Origin of the sequence: Methanosarcina barkeri 3, from assembly GCF_000970305.1 — an archaeon.
GTDB classification, from domain to species: domain Archaea; phylum Halobacteriota; class Methanosarcinia; order Methanosarcinales; family Methanosarcinaceae; genus Methanosarcina; species Methanosarcina barkeri_A.
In genome coordinates this window covers 1,511,170-1,533,824 of sequence record NZ_CP009517.1, presented here as the reverse complement: position 1 = coordinate 1,533,824, position 22,655 = coordinate 1,511,170, and the positions used below count along the sequence as shown (strand labels likewise).

The window sequence follows — 22,655 nt, the reverse complement described above, 5'->3', positions numbered from 1 at the left end:
TAATACATTTTTAATATATTTTATCATTGATTATGACGGATAAGTGGCATAAAGATGTCGTCAACGATCTCATGGATGATTTTATCGGATACAGGCTCATGAGTAGTAAGTAGCTCATATCGTAGTAAATCTAAAGGTAATGATATAATCCGTAAACTTATTTTTTCAAGTTTGACCTCTCCTCGCATCTCAGCGTTTTTCAGAATTGTTATCATTGCTGCTGTTAACTTATCTTCTTTTTTTAGGTTCATTATTTGCGGAATTGAAAAGAGTTTATCTTTTCCAAGATCGACCATGAGTCTATGTATGGTTTCAGCACCAATAATTTGCAGAGGCTTTGCTATTCCATGAAGAAAGAAAAAAACATCATTGCGAAGATCCCCCGTGTTTGGTACTTCTTTTGGATAAAGTGGAAGTACAAATTTGCGTAAAACTGACAAAATTAACGCTGGTTTATTAGCCCAACGACGATAAACGACTGCTTTATTAGTTTTTGCTCGTGCAGCTACTCCCTCTATTGTAAGATGATTGTACCCTACATCACAAAGCTCTTTCCATGCAGCTTCAAGTATAGCATCTTCAAGTACTTTTCCACGACGCCGTGTTCCTTTGCAGGAATTTTTATCACTTTCGGACTGATAGGACTGTAAATGATGGTCATTATTATCCATGCTCACCAATATCTTCCGTAAAAAAGTTTTATGATAATACTGCATTTTCTTCGATCTATTAAGATCTGTTATGTCATAAGAACTTATATCGACCAAATTACATTACATAGTATATCATTAATTCCATAAGCCAGGTATATTGTTCCCTAGTGAAATTAATAACTATATAATGGAACAACGTTACTTATATTTCTGGCTAGGTTGACAAAAATAATGAAGAAATTTGTTCACAAGCCTGCTGACAATTAATAGTTCCAATTTCATTTTTTATGTTTCCTATTTTCAAATCTTTGCCTTTATATTCTGAATATTTTCCTGAAAAAAAACATTGCTATCCAGGCTTAGAGCATTAAGTTCAATTACAATTTCATTTAAGGAATGTATAAAATCGGCTCTTATCCTGAAAATTAGCTCTTCTGGTTGAACAGCGCAAAAAAAGGTAGGTTTACCTTCAATTATTTGCACATACCCTTTTTTCTTCATTCCTCTGAGTGTTCTATAAATTTTAGACCTGGGAACTCCAGAATTTCTAGCAATTTCACTTGCCTTAGCCCGCTTAAGACAGATAAGAGTTGAATATATCTTTGCTTCATTGCTTGTGAAACCTAGCTTTTGAAGGTTTTCTATAAACTTAAGGAACATCTCAATTTCCTCCTTTCACCTTCATTATCCGGTTGAATCTTTCTGAGTTTTTATCTGCAAGGCTGAGTCCGGTCCTGTTACTGGCTCATTTTTACGTGTTGACATTAATAGAGAAGCTTTCTACGTTCCAGGAAAGAGACGAGAGAACCGAACCAACTAAAAAAATCAAAAGTGAACTCATATACACTTGTTTACTGCCAAAACGACTGGTAGCCCATCCTGAAATCGGTACCGATATTCCCATTGCTAGCACATATCCTGTAATGGTCCACTGAATGACAGAAATTGTGCTATTAAGGTCTTCTCCAATTGTCTTTATAGCCACATTGACCATTGTTGAGTCCAATAATGGTGCCAGAGAACCGATAACCAGGATAATAGCTATCTTAAGTAACATCGGTTCAAGTTTTTCACTTTGAAGCTTATTTTTTGCCATGTGAATACACCGATCATAATGAATAAGGAACTATACGTTCCTTATTATAGGAAACGTTGCGTTTCTTATTTATACCTTATGGTGTTTCTCTGGCAGGGTTCCTTGCAAAAAGTCGGGTTATTTTTACAAAACAACTGAAAATCTTCACAATTAGGAAGATTAAGGCAGTGTAAGGAAAATTAAGGCAGTTTACCGAATTTTCTGCAAATAAGTAAATCTCAAGAAACTGGTAATTTAAAAATTCAACATGAGAGGACAGAGTTATACTCAGTACATAACCTCTCAAGGAGACGCACAAATACGAACATCCAATCTGGCACGTCTGCCTCGATTACGTCCCTACCCTCGCTAACATACCAACCGGCTCGATTGGAAGTCTGGACGGCTGGTCCACGATCTTCGTCCGCACTTAAACAGAAATTTGACAACTCTTTTAGAATCGATATGCGTCCATGTCCATGGCTTTCTTGTCAATTCCATGGCTTTCTTGTCAATTCCATGGCTTTCTTGTCAATTCCATGGCTTTCTTATGAATTCTTGAAATTTCCTGAGTGATTGTATTCTTTTTGGATGTGAGTAATGACCAAGATTATTTAATGTTTAGAATAATATTTCATAAGGGGACTAAAAGAAGAGACAGCCAAATAGAGTTAGCAATGACAGAAAACAAAGTCAGGTCGAAGAATCTCTGTTTTGCTGCAACGATATTAAAACTATCTGCAAAATAGATTCTAATATTGGTGTCTTGAACTTATATGAATTAAATCTAAAAGAAAAAACATTTGGGGGTAAATTTTCTGGACTATACACTTCGAGTAGGAGGAGAGGCAGGACAGGGGCTGGCAACTATTGGAGGAGCTCTTGGACAGGTCTTTTCCAAGATAGGATTTCATGTATTTACGCACCAGGATTACATGTCCAGGATACGTGGCGGGCATAATTTTTATCAAATTCGTTTTTCCGATAAGGAGATATCTGCCTCAAGAGAGATGGTTGATATTCTTCTGGCTCTTGACCTGAACACTATAGAAATTCACAGAAAAAGCGTGAGAAATGAGGGATTTATTCTCTATGATTCCGAAATCACCAAAAAGAAATTTGAAGAACCTGAGTTCATAGATATTCCTTTCAGAAAAATAGCTCTTGATGTAGGTAAAAAAAGCGTTATGGCAAATACCGTAGCAACCGGAGCAGCTCTTGGGATACTTGATCTTGGGCTTGAAGCCTTCAGAAAAGTTATAAGAAAAGCTTTCAAGGATAAAGGGGAAGAGATCATCAAGGATAATATAGCCTGTGCAGAAGCGGGATATCATTATGCTCATACTAACTGTCCCCGCTGCGAAGCTTTTGGAGTTCGCGAGCCTGAGTACAGAAAGCTCATGCTTATTGACGGGGTTCATGCGATAGGAATGGGAGCTGTTATGTCAGGCTGCAAGTTTTACTCCGGTTATCCCATGACACCTTCAACAGGGATTTTAAACTATATGGCTTCCAGAGCAGAAGAATACAATCTGGTCGTTGAACAGGCTGAGGACGAGATTGCAGCCATTAATATGGCTATAGGAGCCTCTTTTGCAGGCGTGAGAGCAATGACAGGAAGTTCAGGTGGAGGATTTGCCCTGATGACAGAAGGTCTTTCTCTTGCAGGAATGACCGAAACTCCTATTGTTATTGCGGAAATGCAGCGTCCAGGACCTGCAACCGGTTTACCTACACGCACGGAACAGGCAGATTTGCTTTTTGTCCTTTATGCAGCACATGGAGAATTTCCAAGAGTAATTTTTGAGCCCGGAGACCCAAAACAGGCTTTTTATCTCACTAATAAGGCTTTCGAGCTTGCGGAAAAGTACCAGATTCCTGTTTTCATCCAATCGGATCAATATCTTGCGGATACCGAATGGACGTATGAAAAATTTGACCTTGAGCACCTAATTTACAACGATTATCGACTGAGAGAAAAAGACCTTGAAGGTGTTGATGTATATAAGCGTTTTAAATATTCCAGTACAGGAATATCTCTTCTTGCGGTCCCGGGAGAAGCCGGAAAACACCTCGTTGTAGCGGATAGCGACGAGCACGATGAGGAAGGACACATCATAGAAGATTCCGAGACTCGGATCAAAATGGTCCAGAAAAGGCTGTTGAATAAATTGCCTCTTATAAAGAAAGAAATTGACCCTCCGCTTCTTTATGGCGACTCTTCTCCAAAAATAGTGCTTGTAGGGCATGGATCTACTTACGGTGTGATAAAAGAAGTGATTGATACTATCTCCAAGGATTACAAGGTTGCTATGATGCACTTCAGCCAGGTCTACCCTCTTCCGGAACGGGATAAGTTTGATTATATTGAGCTTCTTGAGAAGGCTGATCTTACCATCTGTATAGAAAACAACGCTACGGGACAATTTGCAAAAGTAATGAGAGCAGAAACAGGTTTCGAATTTTCCCACATGATCCTCAAGTATGATGGGAGGCCTTTTACAATTGAAAATCTGAAGGAGGAATTGCATGCCTACATCTGAAGATTATCAAGGTCAGGTTCCTGCCTGGTGTCCAGGGTGCGGAAATTTCAATATCCTTTCTACTGTCAAAGAGGCACTTGTAGAGCTTGGAATTGAACCCTGGGAAGTACTTGTAGTTTCGGGAATAGGACAGGCTGGAAAATTGCCTCATTATATGAGATGCCATACATTTAACGGGCTGCACGGAAGAACCCTGCCTGTAGCTACGGCTGCAAAACTTGCCAACCACTCTTTGCACGTAATAGCAGTTGCAGGGGATGGGGACTGTTACGGAGAAGGCGGAAACCATTTCCTTCACACAATTCGACGTAACCCGAATATTACCCTGTTAGTACATGACAACCAGATTTACGGACTTACAAAAGGACAGGCCTCTCCTACCACAGCTCAGAAAACCCACACAAAAATCCAGCCTTACGGTGTCCTTGCAGAGCAAATGAACCCGCTTGCTCTGGCAATTTCTCAGGACTGCAGTTTTGTTGCCAGAGGTTTTGCAGGAGATCAGGGTTATCTGAAAGAGCTTATGAAGGCTGCCATAACACACAAAGGTTTTTCCCTTCTTGATATTCTTCAGCCCTGCGTTACCTTTAACAAGATAAACACTTTCAAGTGGTACCGGGACAGAGTGTATAAACTAGAAGAAGAATATGACCCATCTGACCGCTTAAAAGCTTTCGAAAAGTCTCTGGAATGGGGAGATAAAATTCCTAACGGCATTTTGTATAAAAATGAGCGAGAAACGCTTGAAGAAGGAATGCCTACGATTCAGGAAGAGCCTCTTGTAAGACAAAAGTTCTCTATTAAGGACGTAAAGCACGAAATTGAAAAATTTTACTAATCAATTTCGGAAACAAAATCTTCACTCTGTCGGATAATGGAAAGTAAGTACTGAATAGGATCGCATCAGGAGAGTTCAGGAGATTTGAGAACAGATGATAGGTTATCATCCTTGTTTACTTAACAGCTCTTAAAACTGAGAACTTTCCGCCAACAAAATTTTAGTGATTTTTTTAACAGCCACTTTGCCATTTTATATAGTAGCTTTTATAGTAGCGATCATCTTTTCGTACTATCTTTTACTTACCGGAAACAAGTTAATCGATCAGATTTTTAACTTTATACCTGATAAAAATGAAGAAGAAGTTAAATTTTTCTTAAAAGAGCTGGATGTGATCTATTCCGGCCTGTTCAGACAACATTTTGTTGCAAGCGCTATAATAGGAGTTATCGCCCTCTTTGGCCTGTACCTGCTCGATGTGCCTTATCCAGGTGTTCTGGCTTCACTTATGTTTCTTCTGTCAATGTATCCCTTAATCGGACTACCTGGAGTGTACCTGCCCCTTACAGCATACTATGTTTTACTTGAGGACTATAGTAAAGCTTTACAGATATTAATTTTCAGTGTTTCTCTAAATACAGTACAGGACTATTACTTAAGACCTAAACTGGTTGAAAAAAAAGGTGCGGTACATCCAATACTGACAATTCTGGCACTTGGAGCCCCTCTTCTTGTAATTGGAGTTACCGGACTGGTAATTGGGCCAGCAGTATACGGCTTTTTACTTGCACTATACAGGACAAAACTAAAACTTAAGAAGGAAGAGAAAATGACTTTGAAGAAAAAGTAACCCTGAAGAAGTAACATATATCTATGTCGAAGAAAAATAGCAGATATAATTATAATTAGATTATAATTATAGTTGTAATTATAAAAATCGGGACAAATTGGGGAGTGTACATGAACGATATGGGTTCGGCCTTGTCCACTGAAACAGATGTAGTTTGCAAAATGCAAGTAGACAAGAGAAATGCAAAATTCACGAGCGAGTATAAGGGAAAAGAATACTATTTCTGCTCTCTTTCCTGTAAAAAGAAGTTCGACGAAGACCCGGAAAAGTACCTGAGTTTCTACGGTTCGAGGAAGTGAGAAAAATGAAAATAGTTGTTTCAGATCCTGTATTCCTGCCAGAACAATATAGAAAAAAACTTGAGATTCTCGGGGACCTTAAGGTCTTTGAAAGCACGCCTTCTTCAGTTGAAGAATTTATCTCAAGAGTAAGGGATGCAGATATAGTCATTGTAGGTAGATATGGCTTTTCGGGAAAAGCGTTCAATGCCTCCCGAAACTTAACCATGCTTTCCGTATGGCAAACCGGCTATGATCATATAGATCTCAAAGCTGCAACTGAAAAAGGTGTGGTTGTATCCAATGTTCCTGACTATGCATTTGATTCGGTTGCTGAAATGGTTTTTGCCCTGGCTCTAAATCTTCTAAGAAAAGTACATATCGCAGACACCAGGCTTCGAGAAGGGAATTTTGACTGGCGAAACTATGTTGGGAATCAGCTTATGGGAAAAACAATAGGGGTAATAGGTACCGGCAGTATAGGAGTAAGAGTTATCCAGATAGCTCATGGTTTTAACATGAATGTCATTTCGGTTACAGGCCATCCGAGTGCAGAAAAAGAAAGAAAACTTGGAATAAAGTTTGTCGATCTGGATACCTTACTTTCGGAATCTGATATTGTTACGCTTCATGTGCCTTTAACTCCTTCCACGGAAAAAATGATAGGAGCAAAAGAACTTGCAAAAATGAAAAAGAGCGCAATCCTGATAAATACTGCCAGAGGGAAGGTGGTTGATGAAGCTGCTCTCATAGAAGCCCTCAAAGAGAAAGAAATCCTTGGAGCCGGTCTTGATGTTTTTGAAAAAGAGCCATTGCCTGTAAGCGATCCTCTGACAAAGTTGGAAAATGTCGTACTTACGCCTCACATAGCTTTCCTTACTGAGGAATCCCTTGAAGAATGCACATTTGTCTGCATCCAGAATATAGAAAGATTCGTTGAAGGAAAGCCTCAGAATGTTGTAAATCCCGAAGTACTTACAAGCCTCAGGTTGCCTAAACCTTGAACGTAAATTGTGTTAAACTTCAAATTATAAAATCTTGATTATATATGTGTTCCTGGTCAGGTGATGTTCCGGAATTTTTCAACGACTTTCTTGTTGTATGCGTTTACGATATCACTCCGGGTAATGATTCCAAGAAGTTTTGTTTTATCCGTTCTATCAACGACAAGAAGCCTGCCTATTTGCTTTGAGGCAAGGCGTCTGAGGGCGGTATCAAGAGTTTCATCAGGGTAGGCGACTTCAACTTCTCTGGTAGCGATCTCTCCTATTTTTTTACCGGCTTCTCCGGGCTTTACCTTATTACGGAGGTCTGATAGTGTTACAATTCCAGAAAGTTTGCCTTTTGAGTCAATGACCGGAAAACCAACATGTCGGCTCACTTTCATAAGAGCTTCAAGAGTTTCGACGTTTTTGTCTTCGGTGATAGTCTGGACATGTGTGACCATTGCAGCTTTTACGGGAATGGAGGTCATAATGTCTACTTCCCTGCCTTTACGGATTTTGATTCCTTTCCTGCGAAGTCCTTCAGTAAAGATTGATTCAGGGTACATAGCACTTGACATTACATTACTGAGAACGCAGGCAAACATGAGAGGGAGGATTAAGTTGTAATCCCTGGTAAGCTCAAAAAGAATCAGAATAGCAGTAAGAGGTGCTCTGGTAGTTCCGGCAAAGACTGCACCCATACCCACAAGTGCATAAGCTCCGGGCCCTGCCGTCATTCCAGGGTATAAGGTATCTACAACTGTCCCAAAAGCTCCTCCAAGCATTGTTCCCACAAACAGAGACGGAATAATTGTTCCACCAAAGCCTCCTGATCCAAGGCTCAGAGAAAAAGCGAGAATTTTAAGGAAAAGCAGGATTAGTAAAAGTTTGAAGGTAAACTGGTTATTCAGGGCATCCGTAATCACACCATAGCCCATCCCAAGAACCCGAGGATAGAAAAGCCCGATCACACCTACTGCCAGTCCTCCAATGGCAGGTTTAAAGATGGGATGAACAGGTATTTCCGAAAACAGATCTTTTGTGTAGTAAAGGATTCGGATCAGCACTGTTGAAACTATGCCCGCAAGGAGCCCAAAAATAAGGTAGAGCCCTAACTCTCGATATGGACTGACAAGTGAGTAGGCAGGGATGTGGAGAAGTTCAATTCCAATAATCGAGTTTGATACAAGTGTTGCAAAAACTGAAGAAATAACTATAGGAATAAAGGTACTTGTTTCAAGTTCTCCGTAAATCACTTCAACGACAAAAACCACACCTGCAAGCGGGGCACTGAAGACTGCTGCGATACCTCCAGCAGCCCCACAGCCTAGAAGAATCTGGAGTCTTTTTTCGGGATTTTTCAGGATTCGTCCCACTAAAGCTCCTGTCCAGGCACCGCCTACAATGCCAGGTGCCTCTTTTCCCAGTGAAGCTCCTGAGCTGATTGAAATTATCGACGCAAAAACTTCAAGAAGAGAGTCGGTAAGATTAAGCCTTGCTCCACGAACTGCTACTGTTTCAATAAGCCCGTCAACCCCATAGCGCCTTTTTATCAGGAAATGCGAGATCATCCCAACTATCAGCCCTCCCAGAGCAGGCATGAACATTATATAATAAGATGGGAGCTCGTGTACTGAAAATCCGCGTTGCATTCCGAAAAGAGTGCTGAAGTACAGAAGGGAACGGTCATATATGCCTATTACCAGCCCTGTTAGAAGACCAATCAGAATAGCAATCGAGTTAATCTTTGCAGACTCTATATCGAATCTTCGAGTAATATATTTCCTTATACCGGAGTAATCAAACAAACTATGATTTTTAAATTTGGAACTTGTCTTAACTTCCAATGTTCATGCCTCGTGGAGATTAAAGATAATAGGGCAGTTGTTAATAATAAACGTCTTCTGTTGCTATTCTGTTTTAAGAAGGAACTGGTTTATTCAGCTTATTCCGTCAACCGAAACCTTCACAAAACCATAGATTTGTGCACTGAAGGCATAAACTAAGTATAATAAATACAATATTAAGTTTACACTTTAATGTTTTATAGCTCAATGTTTTATGATTTAGTGTTTTATGACTTAATATTTCATAATTTAATGCCTATAATTTAATGTTTTATAATTTGATGTCTTATAAACTAATGTTTTATGACTTAATGTTGCTGTTTTTCAGTTTTAATTTCAGAGTTACATTAGTTTCAGAGTTACATTAGTTTCAGAGTTACATTAGTTTCAGAGTTACATTAGTTTCAGAGTTACATTAATTTCAGAGTTATATTAGTTTCAGAGTTATATTAATTTCAGAATTAATCTGATCTTCATACAACTCTTAATCACTTTTTTACAAGAAGTGACTTTCCTGTCATCTCTGGCGGCTTAGAGATATCAAGAAGCTCGAGAATTGTCGGTGCAACGTCAGATAGTTTTCCATTCTTAAGCGCTTTTACTTCACTGTTTCCGAAGTAAATGCATTTTACCGGGTTTGAAGTGTGTGCAGTACGTGGCTCTCCTGTTTTTGAGTCTATCATTTCCTCGGCATTTCCGTGATCTGCAGTAATGAGTGCCACACCGCCTTTTTCCTTTAGGGCCTCTACAATCCTGCCAATACACTTATCAACGGCTTCTACCGCTTTAACTGTAGCTTCAAAAATTCCGCTATGTCCTACCATATCCATGTTTGCAAAGTTAAGGACAATAACGTCATACTTTCCTGACCGGACTCTTCTGATAACTTCGTCCGTAATCTCGTACGCGCTCATTTCCGGTTTAAGGTCGTAAGTAGCGATTTTCGGCGAGGGAATAAGGCAGCGGTCTTCACCCCTATAACGCTTTTCTTCGCCACCGTTAAGGAAATAGGTCACATGGGCGTATTTTTCGGTTTCAGCTATGCGTAGCTGGATGAGTCCATGCTTGCTCAATACCTCTCCAAGTACATTTTCCAGCTTTACTGGAGGAAAAGCAACGGGCACATCAAGGGTCTCATCGTATTGAGTCATACAGACAAAGTAAACCTCAGGACGTTTTTCCCTCATAAACCCGTCAAAGTCATCTTTTACAAAAGCCCAGGTTATTTGCCTTGCCCTATCAGCCCGAAAATTGAAAAAAATTACGGAATCTTTATTCTGTACTGTCGCTATGGGTTTTCCTGCTTGATCAGTAATTATAGTGGGTTTTACAAACTCATCAGTTTCTCCTCTAGTGTAGGCATTAGAAACTGCAGTTTCTGGGTTTGGGGCTGTATATGGAGCTATCCCTCTAGTAAGGGCATCGTAGGCAAGTTTTGTCCTATCCCAGCGTTTATCTCTGTCCATTGCATAGTAACGGCCCGAGACGGTTGCTATTTTAGCGCTTCCATGCTCTTTACAAAACGCATCAAGTTCCTTTATGTCTCCCAGAGCAGCTTTTGGAGGTTCATCCCTCCCGTCCAGAAAAGCGTGTATATAGACTTTTTCTAAACCTTTCTCTTGTGCAAGTTTGATAAGAGCATACAGATGAGGCATATAACTGTGAATGCCTCCGTAGGAAGCAAGGCCCATGAGGTGCAGGCAGGAATTGTTAGCTTTGACATTTGAGATTGCACTCAGAAAAACCTGATTTTTGAAAAAATCTCCTTTCCTTATGGAGAGGTTTATTCGGGTCAGGTCCTGGTTTACAGTTCGTCCCGCACCTATTGTCAGATGTCCAACTTCCGAATTCCCCATCATGCCTTTGGGAAGGCCTACAGCTTCTCCGGAGGCTTTTAAAAAGCACCATGGATATTCCTTTTCCAGTCGGTCAAGGTTTGGAGTTCGGGCTGTCAGGACAGCGTTTCCTTCTTTTGCTTTCCTGTAGCCCCAGCCATCAAGAATAATGAGCATAAGAGGTCTTCTTGCCTGAGTCATACCACGAAACTCCATAAAGTATACTTTGCTTTTTAATTTATCCACGTAAATCTTATAAATAAGGCATGTTGTGACATTACAACAGGTCTACGTACTCGAATGACTCCCTATTTTGCATAATGCCTGTTGTAAAAACTAAGTAAGTCACAACATTTTCTGGACTCACCTTATCTTTAATGGATACCGGTTATTTTTTCTCCTTCTTTTTTACCTTCCAGTTCCTTTTCCGTATCCAGAACTTTAAGGGTGACTTTCATAACCGAGTCCGGATTCAGCGAAATGGACTCTATACCCTGTTTTACCAGAAACTCTGCAATTTCAGGATAGTCGCTGGGTGCCTGTCCGCAGATTCCGCTATGCCTTCCATTCCGTTTTGCTCCTTTAACGGCCATTGCCATTATTTCCATAACCCCTGGGTCCCTTTCGTCAAATTCTCCAGTAAGAATTTCCGAGTCCCTATCAATTCCGAGAGTCAGCTGGGTCAGGTCATTTGAGCCTATAGAGAAACCATCAAAGTATTTACTGAATTCGTCAATTTGAAGAACATTATTTGGGATTTCACACATAACATAGACCTGCAACCCGTCTTCTCCTCTTTTTAGCCCGTTTTTCTCCATTTCGGCAATTACTTTTTGAGCTTCTTCAACGGTTCTGCAGAAAGGAATCATAATAATTAAATTTTTAAGTCCCATTACTTCCCTGACTTTTTTCAGAGCCCTGCATTCAAGGGCAAAACCTTCCCTGTAGCGCTCATTAAAGTAGCGAGAAGCTCCCCTGAAACCAAGCATCGGATTCTCTTCTTTTATTTCAAAGTAGCTTCCCCCAAGCAGGCTTGCATACTCATTGCTTTTGAAGTCACTTGTGCGGACTACAACATCTTTAGGGTAAAAAGAAGCAGCAATGGTTCCGACTCCCTGAGCAAGCTTATCTACGAAATATTCTTCTTTATTATCAGAGGTTTGGGTAAGTTTCTCAATTTCCTGAGAGATTTTAGGGTCTTTGACCTTTTCAGGATGCACCAGAGCCATTGGATGAATTTTGATATAGTTTGAGATAATAAACTCCTGCCTTGCAAGCCCGATTCCGTCGTTTGGGATCATGGAAAGGTTAAAAGCCTCATCAGGATTTCCAAGGTTCATCATAATTGCGGTTTTAGGGCGTTTTGTGTCCTTAAGGCTCAAAGTATCTTTGTGGAAAGGAAGAATTCCCTCGTACACAATTCCTTCTTCACCTTCCGCACAACTTACAGTAATTTCTTTGCTTATGTCAAGAACTTCGGTTGCGTTGCCGGTTCCCACAACTGCAGGAATTCCAAGTTCCCGGCTAACAATTGCAGCATGGGATGTTCTTCCTCCCTGGTTCGTAACAATTGCAGCCGCTATTTCCATCACAGGTACCCAGTCCGGAGTTGTTGAATCAGCAATCAGAATTTCTCCCTGTTTAAAAGAAGGCAGATCTGAAACATTAGGAATTACGTGCGCTTTTCCAGCAGCAATTTTATCTCCTATGCTCCTGCCTTTTACAAGGATATCAGATTTCTTTTCGAGCACATAGGTTTCCAGAACATCTCTCTTTTTCTGAGATTGAACAGTTTCCGGTCTTGCCTGTACTACAAAGAGTTCTCCCGTTATACCGTCTTTTGCCCATTCTATATCCATGGGCATGGGTTTCTTATTTTTGTTTGAGTAATAATCTTCAATGGTAATAGCGTACCAGGCAAGTTTAAGCACTTCTTCGTCATTGATGCAGAAACGACGTCTATCAGCCTCAGAAACCTTAACATTTCGGGTAAGCGTTTTGGAGCCGCCTTGCCCATAGATCATCTTAATTTCTTTATCCCCTACATTCTTCTCGATAATCGGCTTATACCCTTCCCGAAAAGTTGGCTTGAAAACGTAGAACTCATCCGGGTTGACCTGTCCCTGCACAATATTTTCCCCAAGCCCGTAAGAACCTGTAATGAAAACTACGTCCCTGAAACCGGTTTCCGTATCCAGAGTAAATATAACTCCACTGGAAGCCATATCAGACCTGACCATTTTCATTATCCCTATAGACAGTGCCACTTTAAAATGATCAAAATGATTTATTACCCTATAGGAAATAGCCCTGTCAGTAAAAAGTGAGGCAATACAGCGTACGCAGGCATCTCGAAGTGCAGGATAACCCCTGATATTAAGGAAAGACTCCTGCTGGCCGGCAAAAGAAGCAGTTGGAAGGTCTTCAGCCGTTGCCGAACTCCTTACGGCTACGTCCGTGTTTTCTCCGTACTGCTCACATAGATGGTCATACCCGGATTTAATTTCCTGCCAGAGGTCATCCGGAATTCCTGCCCCAAGGATCAGGTCTCTTGCAGTTTTTCCCCTTTTTGCAAGTTCTGATACATCCGAGGTATCAAGCCCTTCCATAGTTTGCTTGAGTTTTTCCAGAATCCCTCCGGCTTTGAGGACATGCCAGTAAGCCTCAGCAGTAACTGAAAACCCATTTGGGATCTTTACTCCCTTTGGAGTGAGTTCCCTATACATTTCCCCAAGAGATGCATTTTTCCCGCCCACAAGCGGAACATCTTCAATCGATGTCTCATCAAACCAGCGTATGTACTTACTTTTGTTTTCAGACATTTCCAAGTAATCCCCTTTAAAATTATTATCTTGAAATAACTATGAAATGTATCCAAGGTCTGATACATTACTTAGAACGTTTCCCCAGAGCATACAGGAGATTCTTGAATCAAGAACTCCATTGCAATTTATGCATCGATGACAGAAATGAATTTCCCTTATTCAACTTGTTCTAATCTAGAATCTATCAAATGTTAATATGACAGTTTAAAGGTTACATAATAGAGTAATCCAAGAAACAACTTAATAAAAAAGAAATAAAGTAGATTGCCGACAGTTCAGGAAAATCAATTCGGAAAAGGAACTTAGAGAATTATAAAATGGGACTTTTGCATCGAGCTAATAGGGAAGCCAGAAATTCGGAGTAATTAATCAAAACATTGAGTTAAAAAATGGATAAAAACTTGCTTCCTGCAAGTTATCTTTTCTTGTTTAATTGCAATTTTCGAAATATAATTTGTCCTGCAGCTTTCAATAGATTTCCTTGACTCTTCCAACCTGGCCATCCGTTAACTGTACTTTTATTCCATGCGGATGAGTTGAAGAGTTGGTTAAAATTCTTTTTACAACGCCCCGAGTAATTTTTCCGGTTTTTTGGTCTGTTTTTAAGACTATTCCGACACTCATCCCTTCTTTAACATTTGCTCTGACAGTACCGTTGTTCATGGCAGAAGGTAAATCTGGAGTTATATAAAGGTGTAGGTTTGAAAAAAACAACTTTGAATTTGGAAAAGTACAGCCTTACTGTTGTATTTTGGTCGTTCTTGTTCCGCTCGCGAAGCGAAGCGGCTTTTCTTAATGAAAAGAATAAAACAAGAAATAATACGGTATGTTAAAGCGCTCTTTGCCTTTGCCGATTCGATTGAATCAAATGTTACAGCGGCAAGAGAAAAAACCGAAAAACTAAGGCAGTCCATTCTTGCAAAGGCATTTTCCGGTCAACTTGTTGAGACAGAGGCTGAAATTGCAAAAAGAGAAGGTAGGGATTATGAGAAGGCAGAGGTTTTGCGTGAGAGAATAAAAGCAGAGAAAGGGAAAAAAGATAAGAAAAAATAACAGTGCTGTTTTTGAAGTTCAGTCTCTTTTTTTGTGTTAAGGGAAAGGCCGGCTGCCTGGCAGCCGGTGAGAGCATCGGTACCCAATATCAAAAATCATCAGTTCCTGATTTGAGTAAGAAAAATGCGTATATGTGGTTCTTAAAGTCACTATTAAAAATGAAAAAAAACCTCAAGTTTAAAAATCAAAAAGATTCTTTTGCTTTTTGTCTTCCTTCCTTAAATAGAAAATCCCAATAATCATCCATGTTTTGAAACGGAAATGAGTTCCCATCACAAAATAGAGGTCTCTTTCCTTCATGAAGTCATAGAATTTGTTTCTAATCTTTTCTTCTATGGATTTTGGATCTATGTCTGTCCGCATGACGTTTCTTGCAAGTTCGTTAAGTTCCCAGTCGAGCAGAATTATCTGGTGTCCGTTGCAGGCAGGATCGTTTTTGCATCTGAAATGATATCTTAATTCGACAGGCATTTTGACTTTTTCTCTTTTCTCTACCAGATAATCGCCCATCAAATTGAAATACTGCTGCTTGTCGTAGATTTCAGTGCTGTTTATTTCAATCTTTACGTCTAAAAGTTCAGGTTTTACTACTCCAAGACTTGCATTTTCTTCTTTTAATTTTTCAATTGAACTCACTTTTGACCGGAGTAAGTTTCTTAGCTCTTCATCCTCAATAGGAGAATGCAGGTTCTTGTAGCGGATTTGCTTTCTGCTTTCTCTTCTTTGATCGTTATCCGGTTCAGTCAGGACAACTTCTATCCGGTCTTTCTTCTTAAAATCGATTAACTTTTCACCATAGCTAAATTCGAAAGGATAAACTCTCCTGAATTCTCCTTTTTCGTTTATTCCGGCAACACATACAAGATAACCATGCTTTTTACTTTCTTCTGGTGTAGCCCTCACCAGAACTAAGATTTTCTCGGTTTCCTGTTTCAATCAGGAAAAGCCTCCAAAAAATAGAACAATAGTTTTACATGGCTTTTATGTGTTTTAGATATTTAAAACTTCCACATTTTCTTTCTGAACTATATTTCTTGCAATAACTCCACGATGGCACATGTTTACATCGGCTTCGAAACACATTAGAGCAGCACGGTGGCTTCTACTTAATTCGGTAATATTATCTAAAAGCTCGGAATTATCTTTTATTGTAGTTTTTTCGTAGTACTCAAAGAGTTTTTCGTAATCTTTGAGTGTGAGAAGGTCTTTTCTTTTTTCCCCTTCTATACCAAGTTCAGGAATGTGGAGGTATCGAATCTCCGAGTTTTCGAGATACTTTTTAAGGCTATTTTTTGTGAAATCGAATTTCATGCTGAAAGGGTTTTTCCTGACATCAACAAGAACATCTATGGCATTCTGAATTAAGATATTAAGGAAAAGGTCAATATCCCTTCCTTCGTAACCGATAGTGAAAAGGCCAGGATCATATTTTACATTTTTTTGAGAAGGAAGAAGTTTGCTTCTTATGGTATACTCAGGAAACTTTTGGTATACGTATTCCTTAATTTCTTCTTCTGAGTTGAGTTTTCTTACAACTCGATTTATTTTCAATGTTGCTTTCTGGTCAATTCTTTTCAAAGCTATTTTTCCTTTTTCGGTTAATTCAATTTTCTTTTCCTTTTCTATGATATAGCCCTCTTTTTGTAGCGTAGAGATATCAGTATAGCAAACGTTGGAAAAAGGTCCATAACGGTGAGGAAAAAAATGATAGAATTTCATTAATTTGTCTATTTTTTCTACATGGGATGACAAAAAAAGACTCTTCATTATCATGAACCTAGAAGACAAGTCCCTCTCGTGGAGTCTGTCTATAGTGTAAAGAAGAGCTCTTTGTTTATGATTTAGATTTTTCATTAAATTACCAGATATCTTGCTTGTTTATATTATAGAATTTTCATTTGATTTTTATATAACTTTTTGAATTAGAAAATTTTTGTAAATTTTGATTAGATGATTTTTTTAATTAATCAATTTATTAAATGTAATCCTAACAGAATTATAGATTTCTACGGTAACATTAAGTTTTAGGTCCAATAAGAATTCACATAGTTAAAGTATCAATTCCGAAAAGAAGAGAGCGAGAAGGGAGCTTTGGTCCTTCGAGATTCTGTTTAATTCTGATACTTGAATAAGTTTATTTTCTGTGGATTAGAGACAGATGTTTTTAGATTGCAAGAAGAGAAGGTCTGGATTATGAGACGACGGAGGTTTTGCTTGAGAGAACAAAAGCAGATAAAGGAATAGAGAGAAAAAATGATAATATTGCTGCTTTTTCGAATACAATTTTTTTTCTTCTTTATTTCTTCGGAAAAGCCGCCCGCTTCGCGGTCGTTGAGTATCCGGGGACCCAAAAAGCTATACACATCTGTGGTTCAAAAACTCAAAATCAAGTGTCTTCTAAATTCTGGTTGCTAGAGTTTTTAATGTATTAAAAATCCAGCCAGCAATTTTATGCTCAAAATCATGTCCATAATCATTTAACATACTGAATAATCATCCATTATATTGAATGACTGACGGATTTAGTAGGTTTTTGGGAGTAAAATCCTTGGATAGTTTCTTTTTCATCATGCCAGTTCGGTAAGTATAAATGAGCTTTCCCGCGAACTAGAGGTGTCTTGGTATCCAAAGTCGAAACTTAAAATACATTAAGATGCTCAAGAGTGACTTGTTTATCCACCTGAAAGAGCCTGCACTTCTTTACTGATTTTATTACTTAGCGAGTCAATTAAATTGCTTCACCCTTATATACAGAGATACCTTTATACAATTTATAATACCTTTTACATTCAATTCTTTTACATTCAATTTTCTACTCAACAATTATTCAACAATTACTCAACAATTATTCAACAATTACTCAACAATTATTCAATAACAGATGTACTCGATAACAATTGAGATTTGTCAGTGCAGCACCTAAAAGAGCTAAGAAAGGAATAGAGCGCAAAAAGGTTAAAAGGAGAGAGGAAGTAACGAGTCGAAGGACTTAAAACAGAAGGGAGAATAAAAAGAGCTGAATTTGAAAAAGATTTGATTTGAAAGAGAATTAAATAGGGCTAAAAGGACAACTAGAGATAACTTACGGAAAATTAGAAAATACTACAGACTATTCAAGAAAAATTTGCAAGGAAAGTTTAAGGGAATTCAAGGAAAATTAACGAGAATTAAGGCGCTTCCTGCTTAGATTCGGGTGAAAATATGGAAAAATACGATTATAGTGAACTTGGGCTGAAAGCCGGGCTTGAAATTCACCAGCAGCTGGATTCGAAGGAAAAGTTGTTCTGCAGGTGTCCGACCCTTATAAGAGATGTCAAGGAATCGGACTTCGAGTTTTTCAGGTATCTCAGGGCTACGGAAAGTGAGATGGGAGAAAAAGATAGGGCTGCAGTGGAGCAGACCAAGATCCGAAGAAAGTATATCTATAAGGCTTATGACACTACCTGCCTTATAGAAAATGATGAAGAGCCTCCAAGAGAACTCAATAAGGAAGCCCTGGACATTTCCCTCGGGATTGCAAAACTCTTCAACATGAAGCCTGTAGACCAGATGCATGTTATGAGGAAAATCGTGGTTGACGGCTCGAACACAAGCGGATTCCAGAGGACTGCTTTTCTTGCAAGTGACGGATATATCGAGACCTCTGACGGACGCTGTGGGATTGACAGTCTCTGCGTGGAAGAAGAAGCTGCCCAGAAAGTAGAAGAAATCGGAGACTCGATCATTTATTCCCTGGACAGGCTGGGAATTCCGCTTGTGGAGATCGCAACTGCCCCTGATATCAAATCTCCCGGTCAAGCAAGAGAAGTTGCCGAGCAGATAGGAATGTTCCTCAGGTCTACAGGGAAAGTAAAGAGAGGGCTTGGCACGATCAGGCAGGATGTAAACATCTCAATTGCCGAAGGCGCAAGAGTCGAAATAAAAGGTGTGCAGGCGCTTGATCTTATAGAAGACATCGTCCGCAGGGAAGTCGAAAGGCAGTTAAATCTTCTTTTTATCAGGCAGGAGCTTATGGAAAGAAAAGCTTTCGTCTGTGAAGAAATCTATGACATAACAGGGCTTTTCGTTGACACAAAATCCAAAGTCTTGCAAAAAGGCGTGAAAAAAGGCGCAGTTCTTGCAGCGCTTCTCAGGAAATTCGATGGACTTATAGGCAGAGAAGTGCAGCCAGGAAGGAGGCTCGGGACCGAATTTTCAGACAGGGCGAAGACTGCTGGTGTTGGAGGGATTTTCCACACTGATGAACTTCCGAATTACGGGATAACCGAAAAAGAAGTCAAAACTGTCAGAGACGCAATAGGTGCTTCTGCAGGCGATGCCGTAATAATGGTTGCGGACGAACCTGAGAAAGCAAGGCTCGCAATCGAGGCGGTCATTCAAAGGGCAAAAGAAGCCATAGAAGGAATTCCCGAAGAGACCCGAAAAGCCCTTCCCGATGGAAATACAGCCTATATGCGTCCCCTTCCTGGCGCTGCAAGGATGTACCCTGAAACCGATGTGCCTCAAATCGAAATCTCGCAGGAATATTTCGACTCAATTGAGACTCCAGAACTCCTTACTGAAAGGGCGAAACGTTTTGTCTCAGAAAACGGCCTGAATAAAGAGCTTGCTGAAAAAATAGCTTATTCAAAGTATCTTCCTCTCTTTGAGGAGCTGATCGAGACCTACAGGAAAGATTCAAACGTAAACTCAACCCTGATTGCCAGAACTCTTGTCGGGATCGTTCCGGAAATCCGGAGAAACGGGGTAGAGACCGAAAACCTTACGGATGAACATTTCAAAGGGCTTTTCGCAGCCATTTCAAATCAGGAAATTGCAAAAGAAGCCACCCAGGACCTTTTGGCCTCTCTTGCAAAAGAGCCTGAACTGAGTACATCGGAAGCGATTTCAAAGCTTGGGTTCAGTACTTTTGACCCTGAAGAAGTCGAAAAATTCATCAAGAAAACCGTCAGGGACAGAGGAGACTTTATTAAGGAAAAAGGTCCGACAGCTCTTGGTCCCCTCATGGGCATTGTTATGAAGGAATACAGGGGCATGGTTGATGGAAAAATCCTTAGTCAAATGTTGAAAAAAGAACTGGATAGCTTCATTAATCAGGGGTAATCCCCGTTTTTCAATTTATCCTTTACTCTCCATTATTTATTCTTTGTTTTTTCTATTGTTATTCTTTATTTATTCTTTATTTACTCTTCTTTTATTCTTCACTGACTTTTCTTTTATTCTTCACTTACTCTTCTTTTACTCTTCCTTTACTCTTCCTTTATTCTCAATTTTCTTTTTTATTCATTATCTTCTTAAGAAATACTTTTACTTCTTCTCATATCTGTATTCCTCCTTCAAGAATGTTTCAGATCAGATAGCATAAAAGGACAGATTCTTATCTCTGAAATACAAAAATTCTCATTCCAGAATGACAGAAACTTCCATTTGTGAAGGAAAGAAGATAACTTTTTATATTAATTAAGACATTTATATTAGTGGTAGTTGTGGGTAAGATTTTGGTAAATAGGAGATGATAAGTGGCGTAATGACCCACAAGAAGGTTGCAAGATAATAATATCAGGAGAAGATCCCCGTGAAAATACTACTTGTAGATGATGACCCTTTATTTTTGGAGCTATCAAAGACCTTCTTAGAAGTCTTCCATGATATAACTTCGGACACTGTAAATTCTGCAAGGGAAGCCCTTCAAAGGCTGGAAAATTACTCGTATGACGTGGTAGTCTCAGATTATGATATGCCTTTGATGGACGGCATCACGTTCTTGAAAACTATTCGTGACAAAAGGATTGACACACCCTTTATCCTGTTCACAGGTGTGGGTAGAGACGAACTTATGCATCAGGCAATCGAGAATGGTGCAGACTCCTTTATTCAGAAAATAGGGGACCCAAAAACCCAGTTTTCTGAACTGTCCAAAAGAATCTGGCAGACTGTCAGTAGTAACACAGGCTACTAAAAAACAAAGTAAGAACTAACCCTGCGTTAGTTCTCAACCAGATTAAAATTATTTATGCCTGTCAATAGCTGTTGCTAAACTGATTTTCAGACCTTTTTTTCTTTAAAGACTTTTAAAAGTATAAAGTCTAATATGCTGTACTTTGTTTAACCTTAATAGACGTTATTTAGTCTTAATTGTCTTTTCTTAATCTAGAATTTCTCTATTCATTTACATATGTCTTTGTTGTCGTGTATTCGACTAAAAGCAGACTCTCTAGCAGGTCAGAAAAAAAACCTTCTGTAACAAAAGATTTCTGGAATATTTCTGTAACAAAAGATTTCTGGAATATATTTATTTCCTTGTATATTCATGCTTTATAGGGGTTTTATGGTTCAGGAATACAAGTTGTTTATAGGGGGAGAATTTAAAGACTCGTCAACCGGAGAGACTTTTGAAGATATAAATCCGGCTACTCTTGAAAGCCTGGCAGCAATACAGGTAGCTGGAACCGAGGACGTGGACAGGGCAGTTGAGGCTGCTGAAGCAGGGTTCAGGCTCTGGAGCGAAATCCCGGCTGCAAAAAGAGCTGAGGTACTCTTCAAGGCAGCCAGAATTTTACAGGAAAGGAAAGAAGAACTTGCTGTCCTTATGACAAAAGAGATGGGAAAAGTACTCCCTGAGACAAGGGGAGATGTACAGGAAGCCATTGATATCACAAATTATGCCGCAGGGGAAGGAAGGCGGATGCTTGGGGAGACAACGACTTCCGAACTAAAGGAAAAGTTCTGCATGACCGTACTCAGGCCGATAGGAGTAGTCGGCTTAATAACGCCCTGGAACTTTCCGATTGCCATTCCTTCATGGAAGATTATGCCAGCTCTTGTAGCTGGAAATGCAATTGTTTTCAAGCCTGCAAGTGATACACCTCTACTTGCTTTCAAGCTAATAGAGGTGCTTAGTGAAGCAGGGTTGCCTCCCGGAGTAATAAATCTGGTAACAGGACCCGGAGGAACTGTTGGGAAGGCTGTAGTCCGGCACCCTCGCATAAAGGCTATTTCCTTTACAGGCAGCCTTGATACCGGAAAATGGGTAATGGAAGAGTGTTCAAAAACCATGAAAAGAGTCTCTCTGGAACTCGGAGGTAAAAACCCGGTAATTGTTATGGACGATGCCGACCTTGAATTGGCTCTTGAGGGTGTGTTATGGGGAGCTTTCGGAACTACAGGACAGCGCTGTACTGCTACGAGCAGACTGATTCTGCATGAGATGATAAAAGACGAATTCATAAAAAGGCTGCTTGCAAAAGTAAAATCTCTCAGGATAGGTGACGGGCTCTTACCTGAGACAGATATCGGACCTGTAATCAACAAAGCGCAGCTTGAGAAGACCGAGAGATACGTGAAAATAGGAAAAGAAGAAGGAGCAACTCTTCTTTACGGAGGTAACAGAACTGATCCCGGGCTTCCAGGTTATTTCTTCGAACCTACATTATTTACGGACGTTAGACCAGACATGAGGATTGCACAGGAAGAGATTTTCGGGCCAGTACTCGGGATCTTCACGGTTTCAGATCTTGAAGAGGCAATCGAACTTGCCAATAGTACCAAGTACGGACTTTCTTCGGCAATCTATACAAGAAGTGTAGGAAACGCTTTCAGGGCAATTGAAAAAATCGAAGCAGGAATCACATATGTTAATGCTCCCACAATAGGGGCTGAAGTCCATCTCCCCTTTGGAGGCGTTAAAGGGACAGGAAACGGTTTTCGAGAAGCCGGTACCGAGGCCATCAAGGAATTTTCCGAGGTAAAAGCCGTGTATATAGACTACAGCGGCAGATTGCAAAAAGCTCAGATTGATTCAGCGGAGTAAAATTTATAGAAGTAAGGTTCGAGAGCGTAAATAAGCTGAGGAGGAATACATTCTGGCTCAGAAGAAAACCGAAGAATTTGAAACGACGCAGGGAGCGAAAAAGCCGGGAAAAAACAAAGAGA

The 22,655-nt window shown here is 39.8% G+C and carries 19 protein-coding genes; 9 read left to right on the top strand and 10 right to left on the bottom strand.

The window, feature by feature from the left end:
- Window positions 1-23 precede the first annotated feature (23 nt).
- The 4 genes from MSBR3_RS06190 to MSBR3_RS21820 form a co-directional block, all read right to left on the bottom strand.
- Window positions 24-671, bottom strand: a complete 648-nt coding sequence (locus MSBR3_RS06190; RefSeq protein WP_048107161.1) for a TetR/AcrR family transcriptional regulator — start codon at window positions 669-671, stop codon at window positions 24-26.
- Between the two features lie 282 nt (window positions 672-953).
- Window positions 954-1,313 (bottom strand): TrmB family transcriptional regulator, encoded by a 360-nt coding sequence (locus MSBR3_RS06185; protein WP_048107160.1) that lies wholly within the window; start codon window positions 1,311-1,313, stop codon window positions 954-956.
- Between the two features lie 91 nt (window positions 1,314-1,404).
- Window positions 1,405-1,749, bottom strand: coding sequence for an MFS transporter (locus MSBR3_RS06180; RefSeq protein ID WP_048107159.1), 345 nt, complete (start codon window positions 1,747-1,749; stop codon window positions 1,405-1,407).
- A gap of 242 nt (window positions 1,750-1,991) precedes the next feature.
- Window positions 1,992-2,177: a hypothetical protein gene (locus MSBR3_RS21820; RefSeq protein ID WP_463605541.1), complete on the bottom strand. Its 186-nt coding sequence runs from the start codon at window positions 2,175-2,177 to the stop codon at window positions 1,992-1,994.
- Window positions 2,178-2,531: 354 nt separating this feature from the next.
- Between MSBR3_RS21820 and MSBR3_RS06170 the strand changes: the two genes are divergently transcribed.
- From MSBR3_RS06170 to MSBR3_RS06150, 5 genes are all read left to right on the top strand, one after another.
- Window positions 2,532-4,271 (top strand): 2-oxoacid:acceptor oxidoreductase subunit alpha, encoded by a 1,740-nt coding sequence (locus tag MSBR3_RS06170; protein ID WP_048107157.1) that lies wholly within the window; start codon window positions 2,532-2,534, stop codon window positions 4,269-4,271.
- Window positions 4,258-5,109 carry a 2-oxoacid:ferredoxin oxidoreductase subunit beta gene (locus MSBR3_RS06165; RefSeq protein WP_048107156.1) on the top strand — a complete coding sequence of 284 codons (852 nt, stop codon included), beginning with the start codon at window positions 4,258-4,260 and terminating at the stop codon, window positions 5,107-5,109. Before MSBR3_RS06170 ends, MSBR3_RS06165 begins: the two co-directional genes overlap by 14 nt.
- Before the next feature lie 184 nt (window positions 5,110-5,293).
- Window positions 5,294-5,899, top strand: coding sequence for an AI-2E family transporter (locus MSBR3_RS06160; protein ID WP_196297017.1), 606 nt, complete (start codon window positions 5,294-5,296; stop codon window positions 5,897-5,899).
- A gap of 110 nt (window positions 5,900-6,009) precedes the next feature.
- Complete coding sequence (locus MSBR3_RS06155) at window positions 6,010-6,198, top strand: YHS domain-containing protein (protein ID WP_080942222.1); 189 nt, start codon at window positions 6,010-6,012, stop codon at window positions 6,196-6,198.
- A gap of 5 nt (window positions 6,199-6,203) precedes the next feature.
- Complete coding sequence (locus MSBR3_RS06150; RefSeq protein ID WP_048107154.1) at window positions 6,204-7,181, top strand: 2-hydroxyacid dehydrogenase; 978 nt, start codon at window positions 6,204-6,206, stop codon at window positions 7,179-7,181.
- Between the two features lie 56 nt (window positions 7,182-7,237).
- Here MSBR3_RS06150 and MSBR3_RS06145 read toward each other — a convergent pair whose 3' ends face one another.
- The 4 genes from MSBR3_RS06145 to MSBR3_RS06130 form a co-directional block, all read right to left on the bottom strand.
- A complete protein-coding gene (locus MSBR3_RS06145) occupies window positions 7,238-9,010 on the bottom strand; it encodes a chloride channel protein (protein WP_048107153.1) in 1,773 nt (590 codons plus the stop codon).
- A gap of 488 nt (window positions 9,011-9,498) precedes the next feature.
- Window positions 9,499-11,046: a 2,3-bisphosphoglycerate-independent phosphoglycerate mutase gene (gene gpmI / locus MSBR3_RS06140; protein ID WP_048107152.1), complete on the bottom strand. Its 1,548-nt coding sequence runs from the start codon at window positions 11,044-11,046 to the stop codon at window positions 9,499-9,501.
- A gap of 173 nt (window positions 11,047-11,219) precedes the next feature.
- Complete coding sequence (gene ppsA, locus MSBR3_RS06135) at window positions 11,220-13,667, bottom strand: phosphoenolpyruvate synthase (RefSeq protein ID WP_048107151.1); 2,448 nt, start codon at window positions 13,665-13,667, stop codon at window positions 11,220-11,222.
- Window positions 13,668-14,138: 471 nt separating this feature from the next.
- Window positions 14,139-14,333 (bottom strand): YwbE family protein, encoded by a 195-nt coding sequence (locus MSBR3_RS06130; protein ID WP_048110106.1) that lies wholly within the window; start codon window positions 14,331-14,333, stop codon window positions 14,139-14,141.
- 132 nt (window positions 14,334-14,465) lie between these two features.
- Here MSBR3_RS06130 and MSBR3_RS06125 point away from each other — a divergent pair, with 132 nt between their 5' ends.
- Window positions 14,466-14,723: a hypothetical protein gene (locus MSBR3_RS06125; RefSeq protein ID WP_052723304.1), complete on the top strand. Its 258-nt coding sequence runs from the start codon at window positions 14,466-14,468 to the stop codon at window positions 14,721-14,723.
- Between the two features lie 177 nt (window positions 14,724-14,900).
- Here MSBR3_RS06125 and MSBR3_RS06120 read toward each other — a convergent pair whose 3' ends face one another.
- Together MSBR3_RS06120 and MSBR3_RS06115 are read right to left on the bottom strand one after the other, a co-directional pair.
- On the bottom strand, window positions 14,901-15,659 hold the full coding sequence (locus MSBR3_RS06120; protein WP_048107149.1) for a hypothetical protein: 759 nt from the start codon (window positions 15,657-15,659) through the stop codon (window positions 14,901-14,903).
- Between the two features lie 54 nt (window positions 15,660-15,713).
- Window positions 15,714-16,475, bottom strand: a complete 762-nt coding sequence (locus tag MSBR3_RS06115; RefSeq protein ID WP_230627871.1) for a DUF488 domain-containing protein — start codon at window positions 16,473-16,475, stop codon at window positions 15,714-15,716.
- 1,449 nt (window positions 16,476-17,924) lie between these two features.
- Here MSBR3_RS06115 and gatE point away from each other — a divergent pair.
- The 3 genes from gatE (at window position 17,925) to MSBR3_RS06095 (ending at window position 22,533) form a co-directional block, all read left to right on the top strand.
- Window positions 17,925-19,826, top strand: a complete 1,902-nt coding sequence (gene gatE / locus MSBR3_RS06105) for a Glu-tRNA(Gln) amidotransferase subunit GatE (RefSeq protein WP_048107146.1) — start codon at window positions 17,925-17,927, stop codon at window positions 19,824-19,826.
- Window positions 19,827-20,298: 472 nt separating this feature from the next.
- Window positions 20,299-20,682: a response regulator gene (locus MSBR3_RS06100; protein WP_048107145.1), complete on the top strand. Its 384-nt coding sequence runs from the start codon at window positions 20,299-20,301 to the stop codon at window positions 20,680-20,682.
- A 369-nt stretch (window positions 20,683-21,051) separates the two neighbouring features.
- On the top strand, window positions 21,052-22,533 hold the full coding sequence (locus tag MSBR3_RS06095; protein WP_048107144.1) for an aldehyde dehydrogenase family protein: 1,482 nt from the start codon (window positions 21,052-21,054) through the stop codon (window positions 22,531-22,533).
- The last annotated feature ends 122 nt before the right edge of the window (window positions 22,534-22,655 follow it).

Excerpts from the sequence above, each read along its gene's own strand:
- MSBR3_RS06190 (WP_048107161.1), bottom strand. The coding sequence starts at position 671 with ATGGATAATAATGACCATCATTTACAGTCCTATCAGTCCGAAAGTGAT.
- MSBR3_RS06185 (WP_048107160.1), bottom strand. The coding sequence starts at position 1,313 with ATGTTCCTTAAGTTTATAGAAAACCTTCAAAAGCTAGGTTTCACAAGC.
- MSBR3_RS06180 (WP_048107159.1), bottom strand. The coding sequence starts at position 1,749 with ATGGCAAAAAATAAGCTTCAAAGTGAAAAACTTGAACCGATGTTACTT.
- MSBR3_RS06165 (WP_048107156.1), top strand. The coding sequence starts at position 4,258 with ATGCCTACATCTGAAGATTATCAAGGTCAGGTTCCTGCCTGGTGTCCA.
- MSBR3_RS06155 (WP_080942222.1), top strand. The coding sequence starts at position 6,010 with ATGAACGATATGGGTTCGGCCTTGTCCACTGAAACAGATGTAGTTTGC.
- MSBR3_RS06150 (WP_048107154.1), top strand. The coding sequence starts at position 6,204 with ATGAAAATAGTTGTTTCAGATCCTGTATTCCTGCCAGAACAATATAGA.
- gpmI (WP_048107152.1), bottom strand. The coding sequence starts at position 11,046 with ATGACTCAGGCAAGAAGACCTCTTATGCTCATTATTCTTGATGGCTGG.
- ppsA (WP_048107151.1), bottom strand. The coding sequence starts at position 13,667 with ATGTCTGAAAACAAAAGTAAGTACATACGCTGGTTTGATGAGACATCG.
- MSBR3_RS06130 (WP_048110106.1), bottom strand. The coding sequence starts at position 14,333 with ATGAACAACGGTACTGTCAGAGCAAATGTTAAAGAAGGGATGAGTGTC.
- MSBR3_RS06125 (WP_052723304.1), top strand. The coding sequence starts at position 14,466 with ATGAAAAGAATAAAACAAGAAATAATACGGTATGTTAAAGCGCTCTTT.
- gatE (WP_048107146.1), top strand. The coding sequence starts at position 17,925 with ATGGAAAAATACGATTATAGTGAACTTGGGCTGAAAGCCGGGCTTGAA.
- MSBR3_RS06095 (WP_048107144.1), top strand. The coding sequence starts at position 21,052 with ATGGTTCAGGAATACAAGTTGTTTATAGGGGGAGAATTTAAAGACTCG.